Origin of the sequence: Zobellia sp. OII3 (assembly GCF_002211465.1) — a bacterium.
In the GTDB taxonomy this organism is placed as follows: Bacteria; Bacteroidota; Bacteroidia; order Flavobacteriales; family Flavobacteriaceae; genus Zobellia; species Zobellia galactanivorans.
The window spans coordinates 1-23,936 of the sequence record NZ_MWRZ01000013.1 but is presented as its reverse complement, the minus strand read 5'-3'; the positions used below and the strand labels follow the sequence as shown (position 1 = coordinate 23,936).

General features: G+C 43.4%; 14 protein-coding genes. All 14 read left to right on the top strand.

Annotated features, from left to right (window positions below; all coding sequences use genetic code 11):
• Positions 1 to 140 precede the first annotated feature (140 nt).
• The 14 genes from B4Q04_RS20430 to B4Q04_RS20365 all read left to right on the top strand — a co-directional run bounded on the left by B4Q04_RS20430 (position 141) and on the right by B4Q04_RS20365 (position 23,682).
• The gene (locus tag B4Q04_RS20430; RefSeq protein WP_236631066.1) at positions 141 to 2,903 is read left to right on the top strand and encodes a LuxR C-terminal-related transcriptional regulator; all 2,763 of its coding nucleotides are present in this window, start codon (positions 141 to 143) and stop codon (positions 2,901 to 2,903) included.
• Positions 2,904 to 3,167: 264 nt separating this feature from the next.
• Positions 3,168 to 6,206 (top strand): SusC/RagA family TonB-linked outer membrane protein, encoded by a 3,039-nt coding sequence (locus tag B4Q04_RS20425; RefSeq protein ID WP_088697924.1) that lies wholly within the window; start codon positions 3,168 to 3,170, stop codon positions 6,204 to 6,206.
• Between the two features lie 12 nt (positions 6,207 to 6,218).
• Positions 6,219 to 7,757: a RagB/SusD family nutrient uptake outer membrane protein gene (locus B4Q04_RS20420; RefSeq protein ID WP_013995142.1), complete on the top strand. Its 1,539-nt coding sequence runs from the start codon at positions 6,219 to 6,221 to the stop codon at positions 7,755 to 7,757.
• A gap of 25 nt (positions 7,758 to 7,782) precedes the next feature.
• Positions 7,783 to 9,579: a LamG-like jellyroll fold domain-containing protein gene (locus B4Q04_RS20415; protein ID WP_088697923.1), complete on the top strand. Its 1,797-nt coding sequence runs from the start codon at positions 7,783 to 7,785 to the stop codon at positions 9,577 to 9,579.
• A 41-nt stretch (positions 9,580 to 9,620) separates the two neighbouring features.
• Positions 9,621 to 10,979: a glucoamylase family protein gene (locus tag B4Q04_RS20410; protein ID WP_088697922.1), complete on the top strand. Its 1,359-nt coding sequence runs from the start codon at positions 9,621 to 9,623 to the stop codon at positions 10,977 to 10,979.
• Complete coding sequence (locus tag B4Q04_RS20405; protein ID WP_084724372.1) at positions 10,972 to 12,357, top strand: glucoamylase family protein; 1,386 nt, start codon at positions 10,972 to 10,974, stop codon at positions 12,355 to 12,357. The genes B4Q04_RS20410 and B4Q04_RS20405 overlap by 8 nt, the downstream gene beginning before the upstream one ends.
• 111 nt (positions 12,358 to 12,468) lie before the next feature.
• Positions 12,469 to 14,742 carry a beta-glucosidase BglX gene (bglX, locus tag B4Q04_RS20400; protein WP_088697921.1) on the top strand — a complete coding sequence of 758 codons (2,274 nt, stop codon included), beginning with the start codon at positions 12,469 to 12,471 and terminating at the stop codon, positions 14,740 to 14,742.
• Positions 14,743 to 14,758: 16 nt separating this feature from the next.
• Positions 14,759 to 16,393 (top strand): sulfatase, encoded by a 1,635-nt coding sequence (locus B4Q04_RS20395; RefSeq protein ID WP_088697920.1) that lies wholly within the window; start codon positions 14,759 to 14,761, stop codon positions 16,391 to 16,393.
• A 117-nt stretch (positions 16,394 to 16,510) separates the two neighbouring features.
• Positions 16,511 to 17,608, top strand: coding sequence for a hypothetical protein (locus B4Q04_RS20390; protein ID WP_088697919.1), 1,098 nt, complete (start codon positions 16,511 to 16,513; stop codon positions 17,606 to 17,608).
• A gap of 29 nt (positions 17,609 to 17,637) precedes the next feature.
• A complete protein-coding gene (locus tag B4Q04_RS20385; protein ID WP_088697918.1) occupies positions 17,638 to 20,019 on the top strand; it encodes a ShlB/FhaC/HecB family hemolysin secretion/activation protein in 2,382 nt (793 codons plus the stop codon).
• Between the two features lie 18 nt (positions 20,020 to 20,037).
• Positions 20,038 to 21,651 (top strand): glutamate synthase-related protein, encoded by a 1,614-nt coding sequence (locus B4Q04_RS20380; protein WP_088697917.1) that lies wholly within the window; start codon positions 20,038 to 20,040, stop codon positions 21,649 to 21,651.
• Positions 21,652 to 21,661: 10 nt separating this feature from the next.
• Positions 21,662 to 22,396 carry a hypothetical protein gene (locus B4Q04_RS20375; protein ID WP_088697916.1) on the top strand — a complete coding sequence of 245 codons (735 nt, stop codon included), beginning with the start codon at positions 21,662 to 21,664 and terminating at the stop codon, positions 22,394 to 22,396.
• Positions 22,397 to 22,398: 2 nt separating this feature from the next.
• Positions 22,399 to 23,052 (top strand): NAD(P)H-hydrate epimerase, encoded by a 654-nt coding sequence (locus B4Q04_RS20370; RefSeq protein ID WP_088697915.1) that lies wholly within the window; start codon positions 22,399 to 22,401, stop codon positions 23,050 to 23,052.
• Between the two features lie 6 nt (positions 23,053 to 23,058).
• Positions 23,059 to 23,682, top strand: a complete 624-nt coding sequence (locus B4Q04_RS20365; RefSeq protein ID WP_088697914.1) for a Pycsar system effector family protein — start codon at positions 23,059 to 23,061, stop codon at positions 23,680 to 23,682.
• Positions 23,683 to 23,936: the final 254 nt, after the last annotated feature.

Sequence of the window (23,936 nt, the reverse complement as noted above, 5' to 3'; positions counted from 1 at the left end):
ATTTAAGATACATTTTCTTAGGATTACGATATGACTAGGGTTTTCATGGAAGAACAGCGCACCCAAGCTTCCATAAACTACCTATCTTTGTTCGTAATTCTAGTGGGGGCGAAGCCCTTTATTTAATATGTAAAGTAGAGATGTTGATGAGAATAGGGTATTACATAGGTTCCCTTGTATTTCTTTGGTCCTTAAGCCTAGGCGCCCAAACCTTGCTGCCCCCAATTTATAATTATAAAGTCTTTGAGTACAATGCAGGGGCGCAAAATTGGGGGATTACGGTAGATGATAACGGAAGGGTCTTTGCGGCCAATGACAAGGGGCTACTTTCTTTTAACGGCGAAGAATGGGTGTTGAACAAACTACCCAATGCTACCATTCTTCGTTCGGTAGCTTCGGTTAAGGATAAGATCTACACCGGGTCTTACGAAGAATTCGGATATTGGCAGACCACGGATCAGGGAGGGCTTGATTATACTTCGTTGACCCACCTTATTAAGGACCACACCTTTACCAGTGAGGAATTTTGGCAAATACAACCTTTTCAAGATGCTATTGTTTTTCGTTCATTTTCCACCCTATACAAATATGAAGAGGGGCAGATAAACGTCATAGACCCCGATTTCGTTATAACGGGTTTGGCAGTTTACGATAACGAAGTTTATGTAGCGGCAAAAAACATGGGGCTCTATTGGCTCAAGGGACAAAAATTGGAGCCCGTAGCTAACAATGAAATATTTGAGGATCAGACCATAACTGACATGGTATCTTTTGAGGGGGGACTTTTGATCGGAACGCAATTGAATGGTTGTGTGGTTCTAAATAACGGAGAGTTTACCCCGATCGACAAAAATATGAACGACCGGTTAAAGGAGTACCAGTTGAATAAAATTCTGCCTTTGGACACGGGGGAAATTGTTTTTGGAACGATCAAGAACGGACTTTACCTATTTGATTATAATGAAGGAATATTTCGCAACCTCAATGGAAAAACAGGACTTCAGAACAATACGGTGCTTTCTTTGGCCGGGTTCAACGATCAGTTCTGGGTAGGTCTGGAAAATGGTATCGACCGTGTACAAGTGAATTCACCCATTACCTTTTACACCGACCATACGGGAGCCTTGGGCACGGTACACGATGTGGCCATACAAGAAAACACCATGTATTTGGGAAGCAATACGGGTATCTATTACTTTAAGGAAGACGAATTGCATTTTTTTGAAGGTTCACAGGGCCATGTTTGGGACGTTGAGTCGATCGGGGGCGATGTTTTGGCCGGCCACAATACCGGAACCTTTAAATTGGAAGGCGAAAGGCTGACCAAAATATCGGATCGGGCAGGGGGGTATCAATTTGTTAAAGTACCTGAAACGAACGATATTTTTTTGCAGGGCACCTATACAGGCGTGGCCAAATTCAAAAAGCAGCCCAACGGGCAATGGGATATTAGTACGATTTTAGGTATCGATTTTCCGGTGAAACAACTGTGCTTTGAAGATAAGCAGACCATTTGGGCCGCCCATCATTATAAGGGACTATTCCGCTTTCGGTTGAACGCCGATCTATCGAAGGTAGAGGAAAGGACGGTTTTTGATACGTCGGTACTTCCTAATATTTATAACGTAAAACTGTATCACATCAAAAACCAGATTGTTTTACAGAGCGAGGGAAAATGGTTTAAGTACGATCCCTTGGTAGGTAAAATAGATGTTTTAAAGGAGTTCGAACCCTTTACGGGTAAGTCCTTGATCTATACGGATGGAGAGCATTTCTGGTTTTTAAAGGACGGGGAGACCAAAGAACTGTTATATACGGATCTACGAGAGAATGCCATTGCTATCAGCGAGGTTCAGTTGAACCAGCGCTTGATGCCCGATATGGAACGGGCCGTTAGGCGAAACGATTCTACATATCTTTTGACTTTGAGCGATGGCTTCGCCCAAATGAACCTTACCCAACTACAACGTCAGTTGCATAACGCGACGATTCCCGTTCCGGAACTTTCATTTTTTGGAGCCCATGATAGGCGCTATTCCATCAACGATACGGTGTTTGAGGTGGCCTATGCGGAGTCCCGTGATTTGCGGTTTCAGTTTGCGGCCCCGCGTATGATCCAACCGAGATACTATTATGAACTTAAAGGGCCATTTTACCAAGGGGCATACACTACCGAGGGTACCCTCAATTTTCAAAATTTACCCCATGGCAGGTATGATTTGAACGTTCATACCGTAAGTATGGATAACCGAAAGAGCGCCCCAAAGACCATTACCTTCAATATAGCTCCGCCCTGGTACCTTTCAAACTGGAGTATGTTAGGGTACTTGGTGTTGGTAATAGCCGTGATTTTGGGGGTGAGATGGTACAATCGACAAAAGTTAAAAAGAAAGCACGAACTTTTAAAAATACGTCTGCAGCGCGAACAAGACGAGCGTTTGGCACAGTTGGAGAAAGAAAAGTTGGAAAAGGAAATCAAACGCAAGCAGACCGAACTGGCCCGAACCACCATGAGCGTAGCCAAAAAGAACGAGCTCATATTAGAGCTTAAAGATTTGATGGTGCTGAACAAGGATGCCTTTCCGAACAAGCAACGTTACCGCTCATTGACCAAGAAGTTGGACGGCTCGATCAATGAGAATGAAGATTGGAAGAATTTCGAGGTCAATTTTAAAGAACTGCACGATGACTTTTTCGACAATTTATTGCAACAGTTTCCAAAACTTACACCTAAAGATTTAAAACTTTGTGCCTATTTGAAGATGAACCTGACCAGTAAGGAAATTGCCCCGCTAATGGCTATCTCTATTCGGGGAGTGGAAATACATCGGTACCGTTTACGAAAGAAATTGGGGATAGATAGTTCACAGAACCTATCGAATTTCCTCATCAAGTTCAAATAGGGGGGCTTAAAGTAAGTCTAATTCCTACATATCTAGTTTTTATGGAATTACGATACTACATCACTACTACATCATACTGTTAAAGTTTTAAGTTTATTCCGCTTTCACATTACTGCAAATATCGTGTATTACTGGGTTTAAGTGCCTTAATGGGCTTGATGTACTTTTTATGTAGCCTTTCTCAAAAGCGTGAGGGGGTGGAATTGATAACTTGTGCTTGAATTTAACGTATTGATAAATTTATAACTCAACTTTTAGACAATTATGAAAATAAGGAACATTTTTTTGTTGATATGCTTCTTTTTGTTTCAGGTGGTATTGTTTGCTCAAGACGATATTACCGTTACGGGTATGATTAGCGATATCAATGGGGAACCATTACCGGGAGCAAGTATTGTGGTGAAAGGTACCACATCGGGTACCCAAACTGATTTTGATGGCAACTATACTCTCAACGGTGTGCCAAAAGATGCGACATTGGTAATAAGCTATATGGGTTTTACCACGCAACAAGTTATCGTGAACGGACAAACGAATATTAACATAAGCTTATCGGAAGATGCGCAAGCCTTAGATGAGGTGGTGGTCATCGGTTATGGTGAAATGAAGTCAAAAGACCTTACGTCTTCTATTACAACGGTAAAGGCGGAAGAACTATCGGCCACACCTACTAGTTCACCCATGCAGGCGCTACAGGGCAAGGTGGCGGGCCTACAGGTGGTGAGTAATGGGAGCCCGGGTCAAGGGCCTACTATTCGGGTGCGTGGTATCGGTTCATATGATACCGGTGCCTCTGGTCCACTTTATGTTGTAGACGGAATGTTCTTTGATGATATCGACTTTTTGAATACGGCCGATATTACCTCTATCTCAGTTTTGAAAGATGCTTCCGCCGCCGCAATCTATGGGGTGCGTGCCGCAAACGGGGTAGTACTCATCGAAACCAAATCGGGGGCATATAATAAAAAGGCAGAGATTACTTATGATGGGTATTCGGGCTTTCAAGTGGCACAGAATGTGTTAAAATTAGCTAATTCTGAGCAATTTGTGACCTTGGCACAAGAGTCCGGTTCGGCTCCTGATATCGAATTTATCGACAATGCCATGCAGCGTTACGGGCGTAGCCGAATTAACCCGAATGTACCTAATGTAAACACGGATTGGTATAACGAAATTTTGAGACCCGCTTTAATTCAAAACCATAGTATAGGGGTTACCGGTGGCAGCGATAATGCTACCTATGCTATTGGCGCCAATTATTTTGGACAAGAGGGAATTCTTAAAATGAAGAATGAATACGAGCGTTTTAACCTTAGAAGTAAGATCGATTTCAAGGTCAATGACCATTTGACCATTGGGGGGAATACGGTCATCAGTAACGCTACCCGTTACGATGCCGAAAACTCGGCTTTTCGCTTAGCCTATTATGCGGTTCCGATCCTTCCCGTATACGACGAAAATCTTGCCGGAAATGAAAATGTATTTCCTACCAATTATGCCAATGCCCAGGATTTGGGTTACCGCGGTGGGCAGAATCCATTTCCGACCATGGACAATAGTGAGCTGCGCTCAAAAATAAGGAACGTACTGGCCAATTTTTACGCCCAGGTACATATCATTCCTGAAAAATTGACCTTTAAAACGGCCTATAACCACAACTTTGAGACCGTTGAGCGCAGAGAGGTTCGCTTGCCCTATTTTATCGGTAACGGATTTCAGCGGGAAAATGCGGAGCTTATAAAGCGCAACGATACCTATTCCAATCAAATATGGGACAACACCTTAACCTACACCGAATCTTTTGGCAAACATAATCTAACCGTTCTTGGAGGTTCTTCTTTTAGGGATGAATCCTTCGAGCGATTGGAGGCCAAGGGCTTGAATTTTCCATTGTCGGGTGAAGAGGCCTATTATCTAGATCAGGCTCAGACCATTGTTCAAGACGATGTTAAGGATGATGGCCGTCGTGAATATGGATTGTCTTTCTTCGGCAGGGTTTCCTATAACTACGATAATAGATACCTGTTGTACGGTACCTACCGAGCGGATGGAACCAATAAGTATCAAGAAAAATGGGGGTATTTCCCAACAATCGGTGCGGGATGGGTTGTTTCCGAAGAAAACTTTATGCAGAACAATGGCGTTTTCGACTTTCTGAAATTTCGCGGTAGCTGGGGTAAACTGGGGAACGATAAAGTACCTGGTAGCGAAGGCGCCATTACCTCTACTGTGGTCACCACGGCTTTTGGTGACACTATGGTCAGTGGGGTGAATACAACAAGTAATTTTACGGCCCTAAAATGGGAGGTTACCGAAGAGGTGAACCTAGGTCTATCGGCACGTACCTTTAATAACAGGCTTTCATTGGAGGCGGATTATTATGTGAGGGATACCAAAGATGCGGTAATTCCTATTGAAGTTCCTTTAATTCCTGATGCAACGCGACAGAATGTAGGTGAAATTAGAAATCAAGGTCTGGAATTGGCTTTAAACTGGAACGACCAGGTTTCGGATGACTTTAGTTACTCATTGGGGGCTAATTTTTCCACCTTGAAAAATGAAGTACTCGACACCGACCGTCAGTTGAATATTGATACAGGTTCTGCCGAATTCAGACAACGGACCCGGGTTGGTGATCCCGTTTTCTCCTTCTTTGGTTTGGAAGTCGAGGGTGTCTATCAAAACGATGCGGAAATTGCTGCTGATCCCGCAGCACAAATAGAAATCGCCAATGGAAATGCCATTGTTCCCGGAGATTTGAAATTTAAGGATCAAGACGGGGTAGATGGTATTACCGCGGATGACCGCGTTATGTTGGGCAATTATTTACCAACCTATTCCTTTGGCTTCAATATGGGCTTTAATTATAAAGGATGGGATTTCTCGGCAGCGGCATTGGGCCAAGGCGGGAATAAAATCTTGAACCGTAAACGTGGGGAGGTCATCTTTACCAATGACACTAATTGGGATCGCGATTTTGCTTTGAACCGCTGGCATGGCGAAGGTACTTCAAACAGTTACCCTTCTTCGGCAGGTATCAGAAAAGGATGGAACCAGCAGTTAAGCGATTTCTTTATCGAGAAAGGGGACTTCTTTCGGATCCAGAACATCACCTTAGGGTATACCATCAATAAAAACGGGGCAACAAAGGGTATTCCGCAGACCCGTATCTACGTAACGGCCGAGAAACCTTTGTCGGTTTTCAATTATAACGGTTTTAGCCCTGAAGTATCCAATGGTGTAGACAATGAAACTTATCCAATTCCTGCTATCTATACGATAGGCGTAAATATTAAAATATAAAAAAGAGCGACTATGAAACGATTTATAAAAATTTCAAAACCTTCCCTAGTGTTGCTTTTCGTCCTAGCTGTTTGGGGATGTACCGATAAGCTTGACGAACCTGAACTGAACAATAATTTTGCCGGGGGAACGGACTTTACCGATTCATCGGGGATGTTACTGTCTACCGTTGGTGCCTATGAGGCTTTTTATTCGAGGGGGTGGGAGCAGCCTTTGATCATTTCCGTTCGGGGCGACGATGTGAATTCCGGTGGTTTGGGCGATCAGCCCGAGTTTACCGAAATGGATAAATTTAACTACAGTAAAGATCATTGGATGGTGAATTCCCTTTGGGAAAACACTTATGCCGATGTGATTTCCGCACATACGGCCATGGAACAGATTGCACGCTACCAAGAATTCGGTTCCGATGAGGAAATTGCCTTGGGGAACCAATACATAGCCGAAATTCAGGTGTTGCGTGGTATGATGTTGTTCCAGATTTCACAGGTGTATGGCGATGTGTTCATTCCTGAGTCCTCCGATACGGAACTCTTGTTAGAGGTAGAAACCTTACCGACCAAGGCGGAAGTGATGCAACATGTTTCCGATCAGATGGATTTGGCCATACCACTTTTACCCGAAATGCGTCCCAACGAACGTACCGATTTAAAAGGAGGGGTGACTAAATATACTGCCTTGGCGATTAAGGCCTTGGCAAACCAAGAGTTGGAAAATTACCAAGCAGTTGCCGATGCCACAGGACAAATTATAGCTTCGGGCAAGTTCAGTCTTTACCCAGATTTCTATGAGCTATTTAAAACTCCGGGCAAGTTGAGCGACGAGAGTATACTCGACCTGCAATATTCCGATTTTAATCAAGGGGAAGGTGATCGATTCGCCCATTTGTACGCTCCTTACGGTTCGGTAAACTGGACACCCGCAGTAGAAGGGGCCGCAAGTGGATGGGGTTTTTATGAACCTAGCTTCAAGTTTATCAAATTTATGTTAGACCGTGGCGAAACCGTTCGTTTAGAGACTAGTGTGCTCTTTACGGATCGAGGTATTGCCGAATTACAAACCGATGCGGCCTATTCCGATTTACCTTCTTTTATGACCAATGTTACTAGGGACGGTGATAAAATAAACGATTTTTCCAGAGGCTATTTTTCAAGTGGGAAACACTATCTGCCGTCCAATCAGCTAATTGCGGGAAGAACCGCCTATGGCAGTAATAAAAACTATAACGTTATCCGTTATGCCGAAATTCTACTGATGTATGCCGAAGCATTAAAGCAAGGGGCTTCAAGTTCTGTAATGACTGCCGACCAAGCGGTAAACTTGGTACGGGAAAGAGCCGGAATGCCTGCTTTGTCCGGTGTGACCTTAGATCAGATCGTAGATGAAAAGTTTGCCGAACTCGCTATGGAATGGGGAAAACGCTACTACGATATGCTCCGATTGAAAAAATACGATGAGCTAAGCTATGACGGACGAACCTTTACGGAAGACAAGAAATACCTTCCTTATCCACAGCCGCAAATTGATCAGTTTCCTGTATTGGACAATTAATCGAATCAACTAACAAATCAGAAAGATGAAAAATATCAAAAACCTAGTATCGTGTCTGATGGTCGCTACACTTTTTTACAGCTGTGACCAAGGTATCGATGCCTTAACAGAAGTCGACCCAGGGGCAGATGCCTCGGCCCCGACCATTACTATTACGTCACCTGCCGAAGGCGCTGCCGTAAAAGTGAATGAAGAATTGGCAACCATAACCGTTAGGTTTCAGGCCGAAGACGATATAGAATTGGGTTCGGTAGAAGTATTGCTTGACGGAACAAGAATAGGCAATTACAATACTTTTAAAGATTACCGCAAGTTGATCGTAGATGATTTAGTATACGACCAACTTGAAGATGGAGCGCATCAACTTACGGTTATAGCCAAAGATTTAGACGGCAAATCGACTAGTGAGGTGATCAATTTTACCAAAGAACCGGCCTATATATCAAAGTACCCTGGAGAGATATTGTACATGCCCTTCGATGGAGGATATGTCGACCTGCTGAGCTTTGAAGAGGCCGAACAAGTGGGGTCTCCGGCGATCAGTGAAGAAAGTTTGGCCGGAAGTGGGGCGTATGCCGGCGCTGAAGGGGCTTATCTTACCCTAGACCCCGAACGATTTAAGAATACGGAGTTAAGTGCCATTTTTTGGGTAAAATTAAATGCGATGCCCGACCGTGCCGGTATTTTGGCCATGAGTCCGCCGCTCGATGATGCAGGAGGAAATGTACTGACCAGTGGTTTTAGGTTCTTTCGTGAGAATGCCAATGGCCAACAGCGTTACAAGTTAAACGTAGGGGAAGGGGACAAGAATACTTGGTTTGATGGAGGTGAAGCTGCGGAAGTAGACCCAGCTTCGGAAGAATGGGTAAATCTTGCCTTTACCATTTCCGGTTCGGAAGCCGTGGTGTATATCGATGGACAAATTGTTTCTCAAGGACCTTTGGGAGGAATCGACTGGAATGATGTCAATGTACTTTCCATAATGTCGGGAGAACCTAATTTTTCGGGATGGAACCATAAATCGGACCTAAGCTTAATGGATGAGTTGCGCATATTTGACCGCGCGATTACCCAAGATGAAATCAAACAGATCATTCAAGATGATTCGGGTATCGTCGTTTCTGATTACCCTCCCAATTTTCCGGGAGAGATGTTCTACATGCCTTTCGATGGTACCTATAAAAATTTGTTTACTGACATAGCGGCTGATCTTGTCGGCACCCCTGGTTTTTCTGAGGATGATGTGGTTGCCGGTGATGCTTCTTACATGGGTGCTACGGATTCTTATTTGACCGTTCCTTCAAACGGATTGACTCCCGATGCGTTTAGTGCTACACTTTGGTATAAAGTGGATGCCTCATCGGGTAATGGGGGCATCTTGGTAATGAGTCCTGAAGACACTGAAAAAGAGGGCTTCCCCGAAGTGCAAAATTTAAGGACCAGTGGTTTTCGTTTCTTTAGGGAAGGTGATGCTACAAGACAGGTCTTTAAACTGAATGTTGGTACCGGTGAATCTGACGTATGGCTCGATGGGGCAGATGCGGCAGCTATAGATCCGACAACGGCTGGTTGGGTTCATTTGGCATTTTCTATTTCAGAAAGCGATGCCGTACTCTATATTAACGGAGAGGTCGTTGCCCAGAATAGCGTAGATGGCGGTATCGATTGGTCGGGTTGCGATATACTTTCAATAGGATCGGGAGCACCTAGGTTTACCGAATGGGGCCACTTGTCCAACGAAAGCCTGATCGATGAGCTTCGGTTTTTTGATAAGGCCTTGACCCAAGAAGAAATACAGGGGATTATGAACCACAATTTGTAATTCCCAAGAAAACCTGTCTGAAAATCACTTTAAAAAAATATATGAGATTAGTTTTATTGGCCCTGATCATGGGCGCACTTTCACTAGGTTGCGGAGGCAATCCTTCTAAAAAAGACCAACAAGAGGTAAAGGCCGATCAAGAACTGACCGATGACCAATTGTTCGACTTGATCCAAAGGCAGACTTTTGATTATTTCTGGGATGGAGCCGAACCTACTTCGGGTTTGGCCCGGGAACGCATCCACATGGACAATGTGTACCCTGCTCACGATAAGGATATCATTACTACGGGAGGTTCTGGCTTTGGACTTATGGCCATTCTAGTGGGGGTCGAACGGGGATTTATTACCCGTGAAGAAGCTCTCGAACGCTATGAAAAATGTGTTTCCTTTCTCGAAACCTCCGATAGGTTTCACGGAGCTTGGCCCCATTGGCTTATGCCCGATGGAAAAATGACCCCCTTTAGCAAGAAGGATAATGGTGGGGATTTGGTTGAAACCGCTTTTCTGGTCCAGGGCCTATTGACCGTTAAGGAATACTTTGAAGTCGGTAACGCGCGTGAAAAGAAACTGGCGGACCGCATTCAAAAACTTTGGGAAGAGGTCGAATGGGACTGGTATACCAAGGGTGGGGAGAATGTGCTCTATTGGCATTGGTCTCCTGAGTACCAATGGGAAATGAATTTTCCGGTAGGAGGATATAATGAAGCCTTGATCATGTACATTCTGGCTGCAGCATCGCCTACACATCCTATCGATAAAGAGGTCTATGAGCAAGGATGGGCCCAAAATGGGAAAATTATGAACGATACGACTTTTTATGGCCTTCGAACGGTACTGAACCATTACGAGCATGATAGGTCTCCTGTAGGCCCCATGTTTTGGGCACATTATTCGTATTTGGGACTTAACCCCAAAGGACTAAGGGATCAATATGCCGATTATTGGAAGCTGAACGAAAACCACGCCCTGATCCAATACCGCCATGCGCTTGAAAATCCACATGAATATAAAGGCTATGGAAAGAATCTTTGGGGCTTGACCTCTAGCTATTCGATGAAAGGATATGCGGGTCATAGGCCCGATAGGGACTTAGGGGTCATCTCTCCTACGGCCGCCCTTTCGTCCATGCCTTACACGCCTCAACAGAGCAAGGATTTTTTACGGTATATGTATGCCGAACAAGACTCCTTGATCGGAAAATACGGGCCCTATGATGCCTTTAGCCTTGAAAACAAATGGTACGTACCTCGATACCTAGCCATCGACCAAGGACCTATTCCGGTGATGATCGAAAACTATAGAAGTGGACTCCTATGGAAGCTTTTTATGAAGAATGCCGATGTTCGAAAGGGATTGAAAAAATTAGGGTTTAGTTCTGAAAACAGTGATGATGAGTAGAGCATTGGGTTTCGTTTTGGTGTTTTTGGTTTTTGCTTCTTGTACTTCGGATGATGCAGATGGTGGTGCAATCGGGGTTTCCGAACTTCCAGAAGTACCCGAGGAAAATGAACCTGAAATAGAAGTGGAGTTGACCGATGGGGAGCTTCTCGACCTAACCCAAAAAGAAACCTTTAAGTATTTCTGGGATTTCGCCCAGACTGAATCGGGTGCCGCCCGCGAAAGGTATCATCCCCAAGACCCGTCAAACGACCCTAATACGGTAACCGTTGGGGGAACGGGCTTTGGCCTTATGGGGATTTTGGTCGCTATGGAAAGAGGTTTTGTGTCCCGTATCGAGGGAGTTGAAAGACTGGAGAAAATCATTTCTTTCTTAGAAGGTGCCGATAGGTTTCACGGGGCATGGCCCCATTGGTTAGATGGACGGAACGGGAATACCCTTCCCTTTAGTGAAAAGGATAATGGCGCCGATTTGGTGGAAACTTCCTTTTTGGCACAAGGGCTGATCTGTGTAAAAGAATATTTGAAAGAGGGCAATTCCGAAGAACAAGTAGTGGCCCAAAAAGCCGATGAACTTTGGAAAGCTGTTGAATGGGACTGGTTTACACAAAATAAAAACACCTTGTACTGGCATTGGAGTCCTGATTTCGGTTTTGATATCGGTCTTGAGTTGAAGGGGTATAATGAAGTGCTGATTACCTATGTCATGGCAGCGGCTTCCCCTGATTACCCCATTGCCAAAGAAGTGTACGAAAACGGCTGGGCCTCTAATGGGGCGATTGCCAACGGGGCTTCGACCTACGATATTCCACTCATTGTCAATCATGCAGGTAGTTCCTCAAAAGGCGGTCCATTGTTCTGGGCACACTATTCCTATATGGGCTTAGACCCTAGTAACTTGGCCGATGCCTTTGTGAATTATGCGGATGCCACGCTAAACCATGCCAAGATCAATCATGCTTATTGCGTGGATAACCCCAAGAATTATAAAGATTACGGTAAAGATTGTTGGGGGCTTACGGCCAGTTATAGTAGAAATGCAGATGGAAGTTTAGGCTATAATGCACATAGTCCCTCAAATGACACGGGGGTGATTTCCCCTACTGCGGCTTTAAGTTCTATGCCCTATACACCAGAGGAATCCATGAGGGCGCTACGGTATTTTTATAGCAACAAGGACGAACTTTTAGGTCCGGCCGGTTTTTATGATGCTTTTAGTCCCCAATACAATTTCTGGGTAGCCGATGCCTATTTGGCCATTGACCAAGGTCCTATTTTAGTAATGATAGAGAATCATAGATCGGGATTGCTATGGCGGCTCTTTATGCAAAATGAAGATGTGCAGCGCGGACTCGATAGTTTAGGTTTTACCTATTAGGAATTCACTTTAAGAATAAACGAATACCCCGTGGGGAATCGGTTTAAACTGATTTGTCAAAGGGATGGTTTTGCCAAAATCTAATTTGATATAAAATATAAATAACAGAAAATGAGGAATATAAAGAGAAGAATCTGTTTTTTGACGCTTGTACTCGGCTTTTCGACTTTTGTGCGCTCCCAAGAAACGATAGAAGCGGTGGAGCAGCTTCTATCCCAAATGACCTTGGATGAAAAAATCGGCCAGCTCAATCTATTGACTCCTGGAGGGGGCATTGCCACAGGTTCGGTAGTGAGTGAAAATGTAGAGGCAAAGATCAAGGCGGGCCAAGTAGGTGGACTTTTTGGGGTTTCCGGGCCTGAAAAAGTAAGGCAGGCCCAAAAAATAGCCATTGAAAATTCACGGCTAAAAATTCCCTTGCTTATTGGCTCGGACATCATACATGGCTACAAAACGACTTTTCCCATACCCTTGGGAACGGCCGCTAGTTGGGATGTAGGGCTAATTCAAAAAATGGCGGAAACCGCAGCCAAGGAAGCTACGGCAGATGGAATCAACTGGAATTTCTCACCTATGGTAGATATAGCCCGAGATCCCCGTTGGGGGCGTATTGCCGAAGGTGCCGGTGAAGACCCGTATCTGGGGAGTGCCATTGCCAAGGCGATGATAAAGGGCTATCAGGGAAGCGATCTTTCAGCTCCTAATACGATGATGGCCACGGTAAAACACTTGGCCCTGTACGGTGCGGCCGAAGCGGGGCGTGATTACAATACCGTAGACATGGGCAGGTTGAAAATGTACAACCAATACTTACCGGTTTATAAGGCGGCGGTAGATGCTGGGGTAGGTAGTGCCATGACTTCGTTCAATGATATTGATGGGGTTCCGGCTTCGGGCAACAAATGGTTGATTACCGACCTTTTGCGGAACCAATGGGGTTTTGAGGGCTTCGTGGTTTCCGATTATACCTCGGTAAACGAGATGATTGCCCATGGGCTAGGTGATTTGCAGACGGTATCGGCTTTGGCCTTGAATGCGGGACTTGATATGGATATGGTCGGGGAAGGGTTTCTTACCACATTAAAGCAATCGGTAGCCGAGGGCAAGGTTACCGAAGCGGCAATCACCGAGGCATGCCGTAGAATATTGACCGCCAAATATAAATTGGGACTCTTTGACGACCCCTATCGCTATTCCGATGAGAGTAGACCGGCAAAAGACATTCTTACGGATGGGAACAGAAGTTTGGCCCGTGAGGCAGCAAAGCGCTCTTTTGTACTGCTGAAAAAACAAGAAGGTATACTTCCACTGAAGAAGAAGTCCAAAATAGCATTGATAGGGCCTTTGGCCAACAATAAGAACAATATGTTGGGAACTTGGGCCCCTACAGGTGACCCACAGTTGTCCGTTCCTGTTTTAGAAGGTTTCAAGAATGTGGCCCCAAAAGCAAAAATAAGCTATGCCAAAGGCGCCAATATTACAGATGACCCCGATTTGGCCCAACGGGCCAATGTTTTTGGAACACGGGTAGAAATAGACGAGCGCCCTTCTGCGGCCTTGTTGAAGGAAGCCTTGAATCTGTCAAAAGAAGCCGATGTCGTTGTGGCCGTAGTAGGGGAAGCCAGTGAGTTTAGTGGAGAGGCGGCCAGTAGAACCGATATTTCCCTTCCAAAAAGCCAAAAGCGACTTTTAAGGGAGTTGGCAAAGACCGGAAAGCCTCTGGTAATTGTCCTGATGAGCGGAAGACCATTGACCATTGCCGAAGAACTGGAACTTCCCGCAAGTATACTTCAAGTATGGCATCCCGGTGTAGAAGCGGGCAATGCTATAGCCGATGTGGTTTTTGGGGATTACAATCCCTCAGGAAAGTTAACGGCAACTTGGCCGAGAAACGTAGGGCAAATTCCGGTATATCACAGTATGAAAAATACGGGCAGGCCCATAGAGGGAGATAACTTCCAAAAGTTTAAATCGAATTATCTCGATGTGGAGAATACGCCGCTCTTACCTTTTGGGCATGGCCTGAGCTATACCGATTTCAGTTATTCGAATATCCAATTGAACAAAGATGAAATCGAACAGGGCGAATCGATTTCGGTTTCTGTAGAGGTGAGCAATACTGGCGCATATGACGGGGAAGAAGTGGTACAGTTATATCTACGGGATGTAGTACGTACGGTAACCCCGCCTATGCGCGAACTAAAGGGGTTCAAGAAAATATTCTTAAAAAAGGGGGAAACAAAAACCGTTGAATTGACCTTGCGGCCCGAAGACCTGAAGTTTTATAACGCTGCCTTGGAATTTGTTGCAGAACCAGGGGAATTTGAAGTTTTTGTGGGAACCGACGCTACGGCAGATTTAAAAACATCCTTTAGATTAAAATAGCCTCAATCAGTTTACTATGCTTTTACGATCACCCTTCATATATGTATTTTCTGCCTTTGCTTTTATAGCTTGTAAAGGGAATCCCCCACACGCGGAAGAGACGGTGCCAAAGACGAATATTCTGTTCATCATGGCCGACGACCATGCTATTCAGGCCATAAGTGCCTATAATCATCCGATTGCACAATTGGCCCCTACACCGAATATAGACCGGCTGGCCAAGAACGGGGCCTTTTTTACGCATAGTTATGTAACGAATTCCATTTGTGGTCCAAGTCGGGCGGTTATTCTTACCGGTAAGCACAGTCACCTGAATGGGTTTAGACAGAACGGAGACCATTTTGACGGTAACCAAACCACCTTGCCAAAAATACTCGGACAAGCAGGTTATCAGACCGCTTTGATTGGAAAATGGCATCTAGACAGCGCACCCCAAGGCTTCGATTACTCCAAGGTACTCGTAGACCAAGGGAATTACTATAATCCTGATTTTGTTCAAAATGGGGATACCACAAGGGTGGAAGGCTACGCTACCGACATCATAACCGAAGAAGCCTTGAGCTGGTTGAAAGATCAACGAAAGGATAGTCTTCCCTTTTTTATGATGGTGCATCACAAGGCCCCACACCGCAACTGGATGCCCGCCTTACGTCACTTGAATAAATATGACTCCGTAGAGTTTCCCCTTCCCGATACCTATTTTCCTTCCTTTAAAAAGCAAAGGGCGGCAGAAGCGCAATTACAGACCATTTATGATGATATGTACGAAGGGCATGATTTAAAAATGACCCAAGGGTACGGCAGCACCGAATTGGCTCACAACCCATGGACAACCGATTTTGAACGTATGTCGCCCGAACAGCGCAAGGCTTGGGATAAGGCCTATTTGCCCAAAAACAATGCTTTTCATAAGGCAAAGCTGGAAGGAAAGGCCCTTGCCCAATGGAAGGGACAGCGCTACCTGCAAGATTACATGGCTACCATTGCCGCAGTAGATGAAGGTGTTGGTGAGATTTTAGATTACCTAGAGGAAAGCGGACTCGATAAAAACACCTTGGTGGTCTACACTTCCGACCAGGGATTCTACTTGGGAGAGAACGGTTGGTTCGACAAGCGCTTTATGTATGAAACCTCCTTTGGTACACCTTTGTTGATGCAATTGCCAGGCACGATTCCCCCTAATACCCAAATAGATGCCATGGTCCAAAACCTAGACTTCGCACAGACCTTTCTAGACTTTGCGGGGGTGACGGATAAAACTGAAGCCATGCAGGGGCAATCATTCAAAGGCTTGCTGGATGGAAGTATGGATCCGGATGATTTTCGTAATGTTATCTACTATCATTATTACGATTACCCCGCTTTTCATATGGTCAAGAAACACTATGGGGTTCGAACCAAACGGTATAAGCTCATGCATTTTTATGATGATATAGACAGTTGGGAGTTTTACGACCTATACAAAGACCCTAAGGAGTTGAATAATCTCATCGATGACCGAACCTATACTTCCATTATCGATCAAATGCATGATAAACTTGATAGCCTCCAAAAGGTGTACAAGGTAACGGATAGGGAATTCCAAAAAGCACCGAAAGAAGCCGTCGATAAGGCCTACAAACAATTCAAGCGGTTACGCGGTAAACCCTAAAGTTTGGGTTTGTTTTGAGTAGCGGGACTTCCTTTTTTTTATATGTTATCCTCTTCATAAATATATAAATGAAAGAAAGTCCTCTTTTTTACGACAAAAGGTCGAAACCAACCTATTGTGAAGTGTTTTAGAATCAACCATTTTATTGCCTACCTTCTTTTTTTTGTAGCCAGTACAGTATTTTCCCAACAAATTGAAAGGTCGATATTCATAACTGCAAACACAGCGGATGATAACGATTCGGGAGTATTGGAACATATCGTTTCAGAAGTGAACGGCCAAGCAACTTCATCTCTTCTTATTATAGGAAATGCAGTATCGAATAGCGATTTTAAGCAGACTGTCGCCCCTCAGCTTAAAGTTTTAAATGGTGCCAAGGAGGTATTGTTTATTCCGGGTTACAAGGAATGGGCAAAAGGGCATAAAGGCGTTAGGAACATTGAAGACTATATTCAAGACAATAGTAACGCCAAATTTTCCCCAGATGATGCCGAACCTATTAAGCATCATGATCTGGGCGAAAACGTAGAATTGATTACGGTAGATTCCCAATGGTTTTTAGAGGACTGGGATAAGCATGTGTATATCAATGAAGATTCCGAAATTCAGAATAGAACCTTATTCTTTTTGGAATTTGAGAACAGAATAAAAAAGGCACAAGGAAAAACCATTCTTGTAGCCATGTATCACCCTATAGAGACCAATAGCAAACAAGGACTGTTTAGAAATATTGGAGGGTTTTCTAGTCAAGATTTTCAGAATAAACAATATAGAACGCTCAGAAACAGGTTAAAAACCATAGCTCGAGGAGGAGAGAATGTGATTTTTTTATCGGGACAAGGAAGGAATCTACAGTATATAAAAGGAAGTGTCCCCCAAATTAATAGCGGTGCGGCAGGTAGTTTGGAAGCCGTTAAAAAAGGGGAGGAAGGCGATTTTTCCTTGAGAAAGAATGGATATGTCCGTTTAGATATAACAACGGATGGTGAGGTAATTGCACACTATGAAATACTTGAGAATGGAGCTGCTAAGGAAGTCTTTAAGACCATAGTCCTAAGGGGGGAGGTAAGGACCATACGGAATCATACGTTTTTAAGAAAAACTATCTTAGTACGCAATTGGCTTCCGTTTACACTAAAAAAGCAGCTACAAAAAGTGGATTTTACAAAGCACTTTGGGGAGAGCATTACCGCAATTTTTATGGTAAGGAGGTGAATGCACCCGTAGTTTTATTAGATACTTTAATGGGAGGGTTAACGCCTGTAAAACGTGGCGGTGGGCAGCAATCAAAATCTTTACGATTAGTAGATAAAACAGGTAAGCAATATGTGATGCGTGCCCTACAAAAGAGTACCGTTAAATTTCTACAGGCCAACGCTTTTCAAGAAACTTACGTTGGCGATGTTTTAGACGGTACGGTCGGAGATAAGTTCTTGGCGGATTTTTACACCACTTCTAACCCATATACTCCTTTTGCCATTGGAAGTCTTTCTGCGGCAGTTGGAGTAAACCATACGAATCCGGTATTATACTATATCCCCAAACAGAAAGTATTGGGGAATTACAATGATGATTTTGGCGATGAATTGTATATGATCGAAGAGCATGTAGGGGATACACAAATAGAATCCGAAAGTTTTGGAACGCCTGAAGATATATTGAGTACGGCCGATGTTTTGCAGGAAATAAATAAATCGGGAAAATCGGTTGTAGACGAGCCTTCCTATATAAGAGCTAGGTTGTTTGATATGCTCTTGGGAGATTGGGACCGCCACGAAGATCAATGGCGTTGGGCACTTTATAAAAATGAAGATGGCACGGAGTATTGCAGTCCTATCCCAAGAGACCGTGATCAGGCATTTTCTAAATATGACGGTACACTAATCAGTACCCTAACCCGACTTATACCAGGTTTGCGTAAAATGCAAACGTATGACGAGGAGCTAAGAAGTGTAAAATGGTTTGCATCATCGCCTTATCATTTAGATTTGACATTGATACATGCATCAGATTGGGACGAATGGGAAAAGCAGGCCAGTCATATTCAAAATGGGCTTACCAATGCGGATATAGAAAAGGCTTTTGAGGCTATTCCTAAAGAAGTAAAGGGCCCCGTAATAGAAGATATTAAAGCGAAGTTGCAAGGCAGGCGCGATAACCTTATGGAAATCGCTAAAGCGTATTACTTATATCTCAACAAATTTCAGGTAGTTACCGGTACCCAAAAAGCCGATGATTTTACCATAACTAGGTTGCCCAATGGAAAAACCTCCTTAAAAATAGACCGGAAGGATTTAGGGATTTTAAACCATACGTACTCAAAAGATATTACCAAGGAAATATGGCTTTTTGGTTTAGACGGCAAAGATACGTTCACGATAGAAGGAGAGGGAGACCATCCTATTAAAATTAAGATTGTTGGGGGGAAGAAGAATGATACCTATGATTTTAGAAACACCAAAAATGTAAAGTTATACGATTACAAGGACAAAGAGAATACTATAGTGAACAAACGCTCTAAGAAATGGCTGGTAAATGATTATGAATTAAATAATTACGACCATAAAAAAGTAAAGTATAATTTTAATCAATTACTTCCTGTACTAGCTGTGAATCCAGACGATGGACTCAAAATTGGTGTAGTAAGTAACCACACTTCCTATAGTTTACAACGCAATCCTTTCACTTATAAGCATAGTATTCATGCGGCCTTTTACACCAGTACTTCAGGTTATGATTTATCGTATAGCGGGGAGTTTTCGAACATATTCCACAACTGGAATTTTGGCATAGAAGGTTTATATACCAGTCCTAATTTTGCACAAAACTTTTTCGGTTTCGGAAATGATACGGAATACGATAATGATGCGGTAGACTTAGATTTTAACCGAGTTAGAATCCGAAAGTTTAAAGCTGCGTTGGCATTAAAATGGGAAGGAATTAGTGGTGGCTCCTTTTATTTTAAACCTTTGATAGAATCTTTTAGTGTAGAAAATACCCAAGATCGATTTGTAGAGGAATTTCCTGTGGACAACACTATGTTTAACCGGCAAACTTACGGAGGAATAGAGGCCGCTTATAATTTTAAAAATAAAAATAGTAATGCTTTTCCTACCTTAGGACTAGATGCAGGATTAACAATAGGTTATAAAACCAATATTGATAATACGGAGTCCGATAATAGTTTCGCCTATCTGCAGCCCAAGTTAGCGGTAAATCATAAGTTAACAAAAAGCGGAAGCATTGTTTTGGCAACAGAGTTGGGAGGAGAGGCCCTTATAGGTGATGACTTTGAGTTTTATCATGCTGCAACTATAGGGGGCAATAAAAGTTTAAGGGGTTTTAGAAATGAACGCTTTACGGGAAAACAATCTTTTTATCAGAATACAGACCTTAGGTTTCCGTTAGGCGGCGTGCGAACGAGCCTTGTTCCGTTTAGATTTGGGGTTACCGGCAGTTTCGATTATGGTAGGGTTTGGACCCAAAATGACACTTCTAACACCTGGCATAATTCTGTGGGAGGTTCTATGTGGCTCATTGGCGCAGAGGCATTTACAGCTAATTTAGGTTATTTTAGTAGTGCAGACGGCGGGCGAATTGTATTCGTGCTCGGCTTTTCTTTTTAATATTTAAAAACTCATCTTATGAAAAAACCAATTGCAATTGCCCAAGTATCATCCTTAGAAAATAAGAAACCGGAACACGCACTGGTCAACGGTTTGGATTTGGTTATCGTAAAATTTGACGATGATATTTCTGTATTGTATGGTAGATGCTTGCATAGGGGAGCTTTGATGTCAGACGGCCATGTAGATGGCCATAATCTTATCTGTGGGGTTCACGGTTGGGATTATAGAGTAGATACCGGGGTCTCGGAATACAATAATGCTGAGGTTTTACATAAGTTTTCTACTAAAATTGAAGGCGACAGTCTTTTTGTAGATGAGGAAGAGATCGATGCCTATTTGGTAGATAGTCCACAACCCTTTAACAGGGATGCCTATTTAGGCGCTTACGCAGATACCCATCCTGAAGAGACAGAACCTTATACGGGGTATATAAAAGAGTTAGCTACTAACGGATTGAAGAATCTGGGTCACCATGGTTTTTCCGCATCTATGGGAGTGGATAGAAATACCTTGCCAAAATGGAACGATATTCAATTTTTGCCGGCCCAATTGGCGAGCAGGCCTTTGCTAGATGAAGACGGTGTGGCAACAAAGGTAGTGATCGGACCTAAAGCAAAGAAACCATTGACCTTAGATATTCCGTTGTTTGTCAGTGATATGAGTTTCGGCGCCTTATCGCGCGAAGCTAAAATAGCATTGTCAAAAGGTGCGCAATTAGCGGGTACGGGTATTTGTTCGGGAGAAGGCGGAATGCTGCCTCAGGAACAGGAAAATAACAGCAAGTATTTTTACGAATTGGCTTCGGCAAAGTTTGGATTTACTTGGGATAAGCTAGACCATGTACAAGCCTTTCATTTTAAAGGCGGACAAGGTGCTAAAACAGGTACCGGCGGTCATTTGCCGGGAGCTAAGGTAAGTAAGGAAATTGCTGAGGTAAGAGGGGTGAAAGAAGGCGAGACGGCAATCTCTCCGGCTACTTTTCCCGATTTTCACGGGGTGGAAGATTTTAAAGTCTTTGCGGCCCAAGTCAGGGAACGCACAGGTGGTATTCCGATCGGATTCAAAATTGCGGCCAGTCATATCGAAAAAGATATTCAGTTTGCTTTAGATGTGGGGGTCGATTATATCATTTTAGATGGTAGAGGGGGAGGTACCGGTTCTGCGCCTACCATTTTAAGGGATAATATCAACATACCCACTATACCCGCTTTGGCAAGGGCAAGAAAGTATCTGGACAAAGTCGGTGCAACTGACGTAACTTTAGTAATTACCGGAGGCTTGCGAATTGCGGAAGATTTTGCAAAGGCCTTGATGTTGGGTGCAGATGCTATTGCGGTTTCCAACTCGGCTTTACAGGCTATCGGTTGCTTGGGTATGCGGGCCTGTGGAAGCAATAACTGTCCGGTAGGGATCGCTACACAAAAAGAATCGCTGCGCAGTAGGTTGATAATTGAGTCTTCGGCAAAACAATTACACAACTATTTCGATGCAACAAATAACTTGATAAAAGTGGTCGCAAGAGCTTGTGGCCATGATGATGTTTCAAAATTCAACTTTGATGACCTCGCTACGTACAATTATGATATGCATAAACTAACCGGAATTAATTACGCCGGTGTAAACGCCTAAAAAAATAACTATGGAAAAAATGATGCATTTAGCAGCACAATATTTAGCTGCGGCAGGAATAAGTTTTGTAGAGAAGAAGGCAGATGATAGCCATACGAATCTTGGGTGGTCAATTGATAAACAAGGTCTAGAAACACACCCGTTATCAATAGATGGCGATGTTCTTGCCTTAAACTATAATACCTTTTCCTTAGAATGGAATTCCCCTAAGAACAATGCTTCTTTTGCACTGGATGGAAAAACCCATGAGCAAGTATTGGAGTGGCTAACGAATTCGGCGGATGCATTTTTGGGTAAGAAGTATACCTATGATTTTCATTATGACCTGCCGTATTCAATTGATGATTCTTTCACCTTTAAACTAGATGCGCATAAATTAAAGGAGCTTACCGGTTTAAGGACTTTGGCGCAATCTAGTTTAGAAAAGACACTTGAGGCAAATGGTTTATCATCAGACATCCGTATTTGGCCCCATCACTTCGATTCAGGTGCTTACGTTATTATCTCTGATGATTTGTCTATTGGCTTTGGTTTAGCTGTACCCGATACGATGATCAATGAGCACTATTTTTATATCAGCGGATACAAAGGTCACGATGGCATAGAAACATCAAATTTTACTTCGCTTTCTATGGGTGAATGGAAAAACGAAGGATTTAAAGGAGCAGTTTTACCGGCTACAAAAATTAACGAAGCTCAAGTCGTACAGTTTTTTACGGAAGCTATCAATACCTATAAAAAGTAAATATGCAGGTAACCAGTCTTTCATTAGAAGCCTTTAAAGAGATGGATTATTGGGCAGTTAAAAAATATAAGCTGTCCATTGAATTGATGATGGAAAATGCCGGACTTCAATTAGCCAGATTAGTCGCTAAAAAGGCAACTCAGAGTTCAGTCGTCACAATTGGTGTGGGTAATGGAAACAATGGTGGTGGCGGATTGGTAGCAGCCCGTAGACTGGCTGCTTGGGGGTTTAAGGTGTATTTAGATGTGGTAGTGCCTATTACCAAAGACCTGCCCAAAACACAATTGGAACGAGCCTTGTTATTCGGGGCTAAAGAAGGCATACCGGAAACAACGGATATTTGGGTAGATGCCTATTTAGGGTTTTCACAACGGTTACCCCTGTCAGATGCCTTTGCCAAAAGTATTGGGCTGGCCAACGCATCATCGGCATTTAGAATATCATTGGATATTCCCGTCGGTATTTCCAAAAATGGTGAGTTATCGGGATTTGAAGCAGACCAGGTAATGACCTTGGCGGCGCCTAAAACGATATTGGAGCAATTGCCAAGTGGCATAGAAGTGTTTGTGGCCGATTTGGGAATCCCTAAGGCTGTTTATAGACATTTTAATGTAGAGATGCCTGATTTTTCAAAGAATCAACTAATCGCTTTATAATACGATATGAAAGACGCTAAGGCGAAAGCAAAAATAATCGATAAGCAATTGATTGCCGAACTGGGAATTGATAAGGAGAAGCTAAAAGAACTAAAGAAGAAACTTTTAAAAGTAGAACCGCGCTCGGAACGGGGTGCGGAAACTTTGTTTCGCTTGGTATCTAGAAACCAGTATACCTTGAATACCATGATCGATAGAAAATCGAACATTCTTATTTCCATCAACGCCCTTATTCTTTCCATTATCTTGGGAACGGTACTCACGCAATTGGACAAAGACCCGCATCTTATATTTCCGGCGATCATAATGTTGGGAACCAATCTCATCTCTATCGGGTATGCCATATTTGCTACTAGACCCGAACTTACACACGGAAATAAGGCAACGAACAACCTTTTGTTCTACGGTAATTTTAATACCATGGAAGAAGAGCAGTACACCGAAGAGCTCACCAGCTTAATGTACAAAGGAGACGAACTTTACAAGACCATAGCAAAAGATACTTTTCATTTGGGAAAGACCATAGATAAAAAATTCAAACTCCTTAGAACCTCTTTTCATGTCTTCTTGGTGGGCGTCGTCTTAGCGGTGATAGGGTTCATTATTTGCCATATTATGTTTGCCTTTTAATTTAGTAATTCGGGCTTGGTAGGGATCCTGAAACAACGTTCTTCCCCTAAATAAAGCGGATCCCCATATTTTTCAGACCAAAAGCCATCGAGGATGTCCTTGCTGATGCATTGGTATACGGCAACGCCAGTCTGTCTCAAAACCACCTTTGATTTTGAATAAATTTAAGCAATTTGTGGTACAATGGATATCGGCCTGAAAGAAGGTTGGATTTTCATAAATAGGGATATAGGGTCCAAGAGCGCATATTTCGG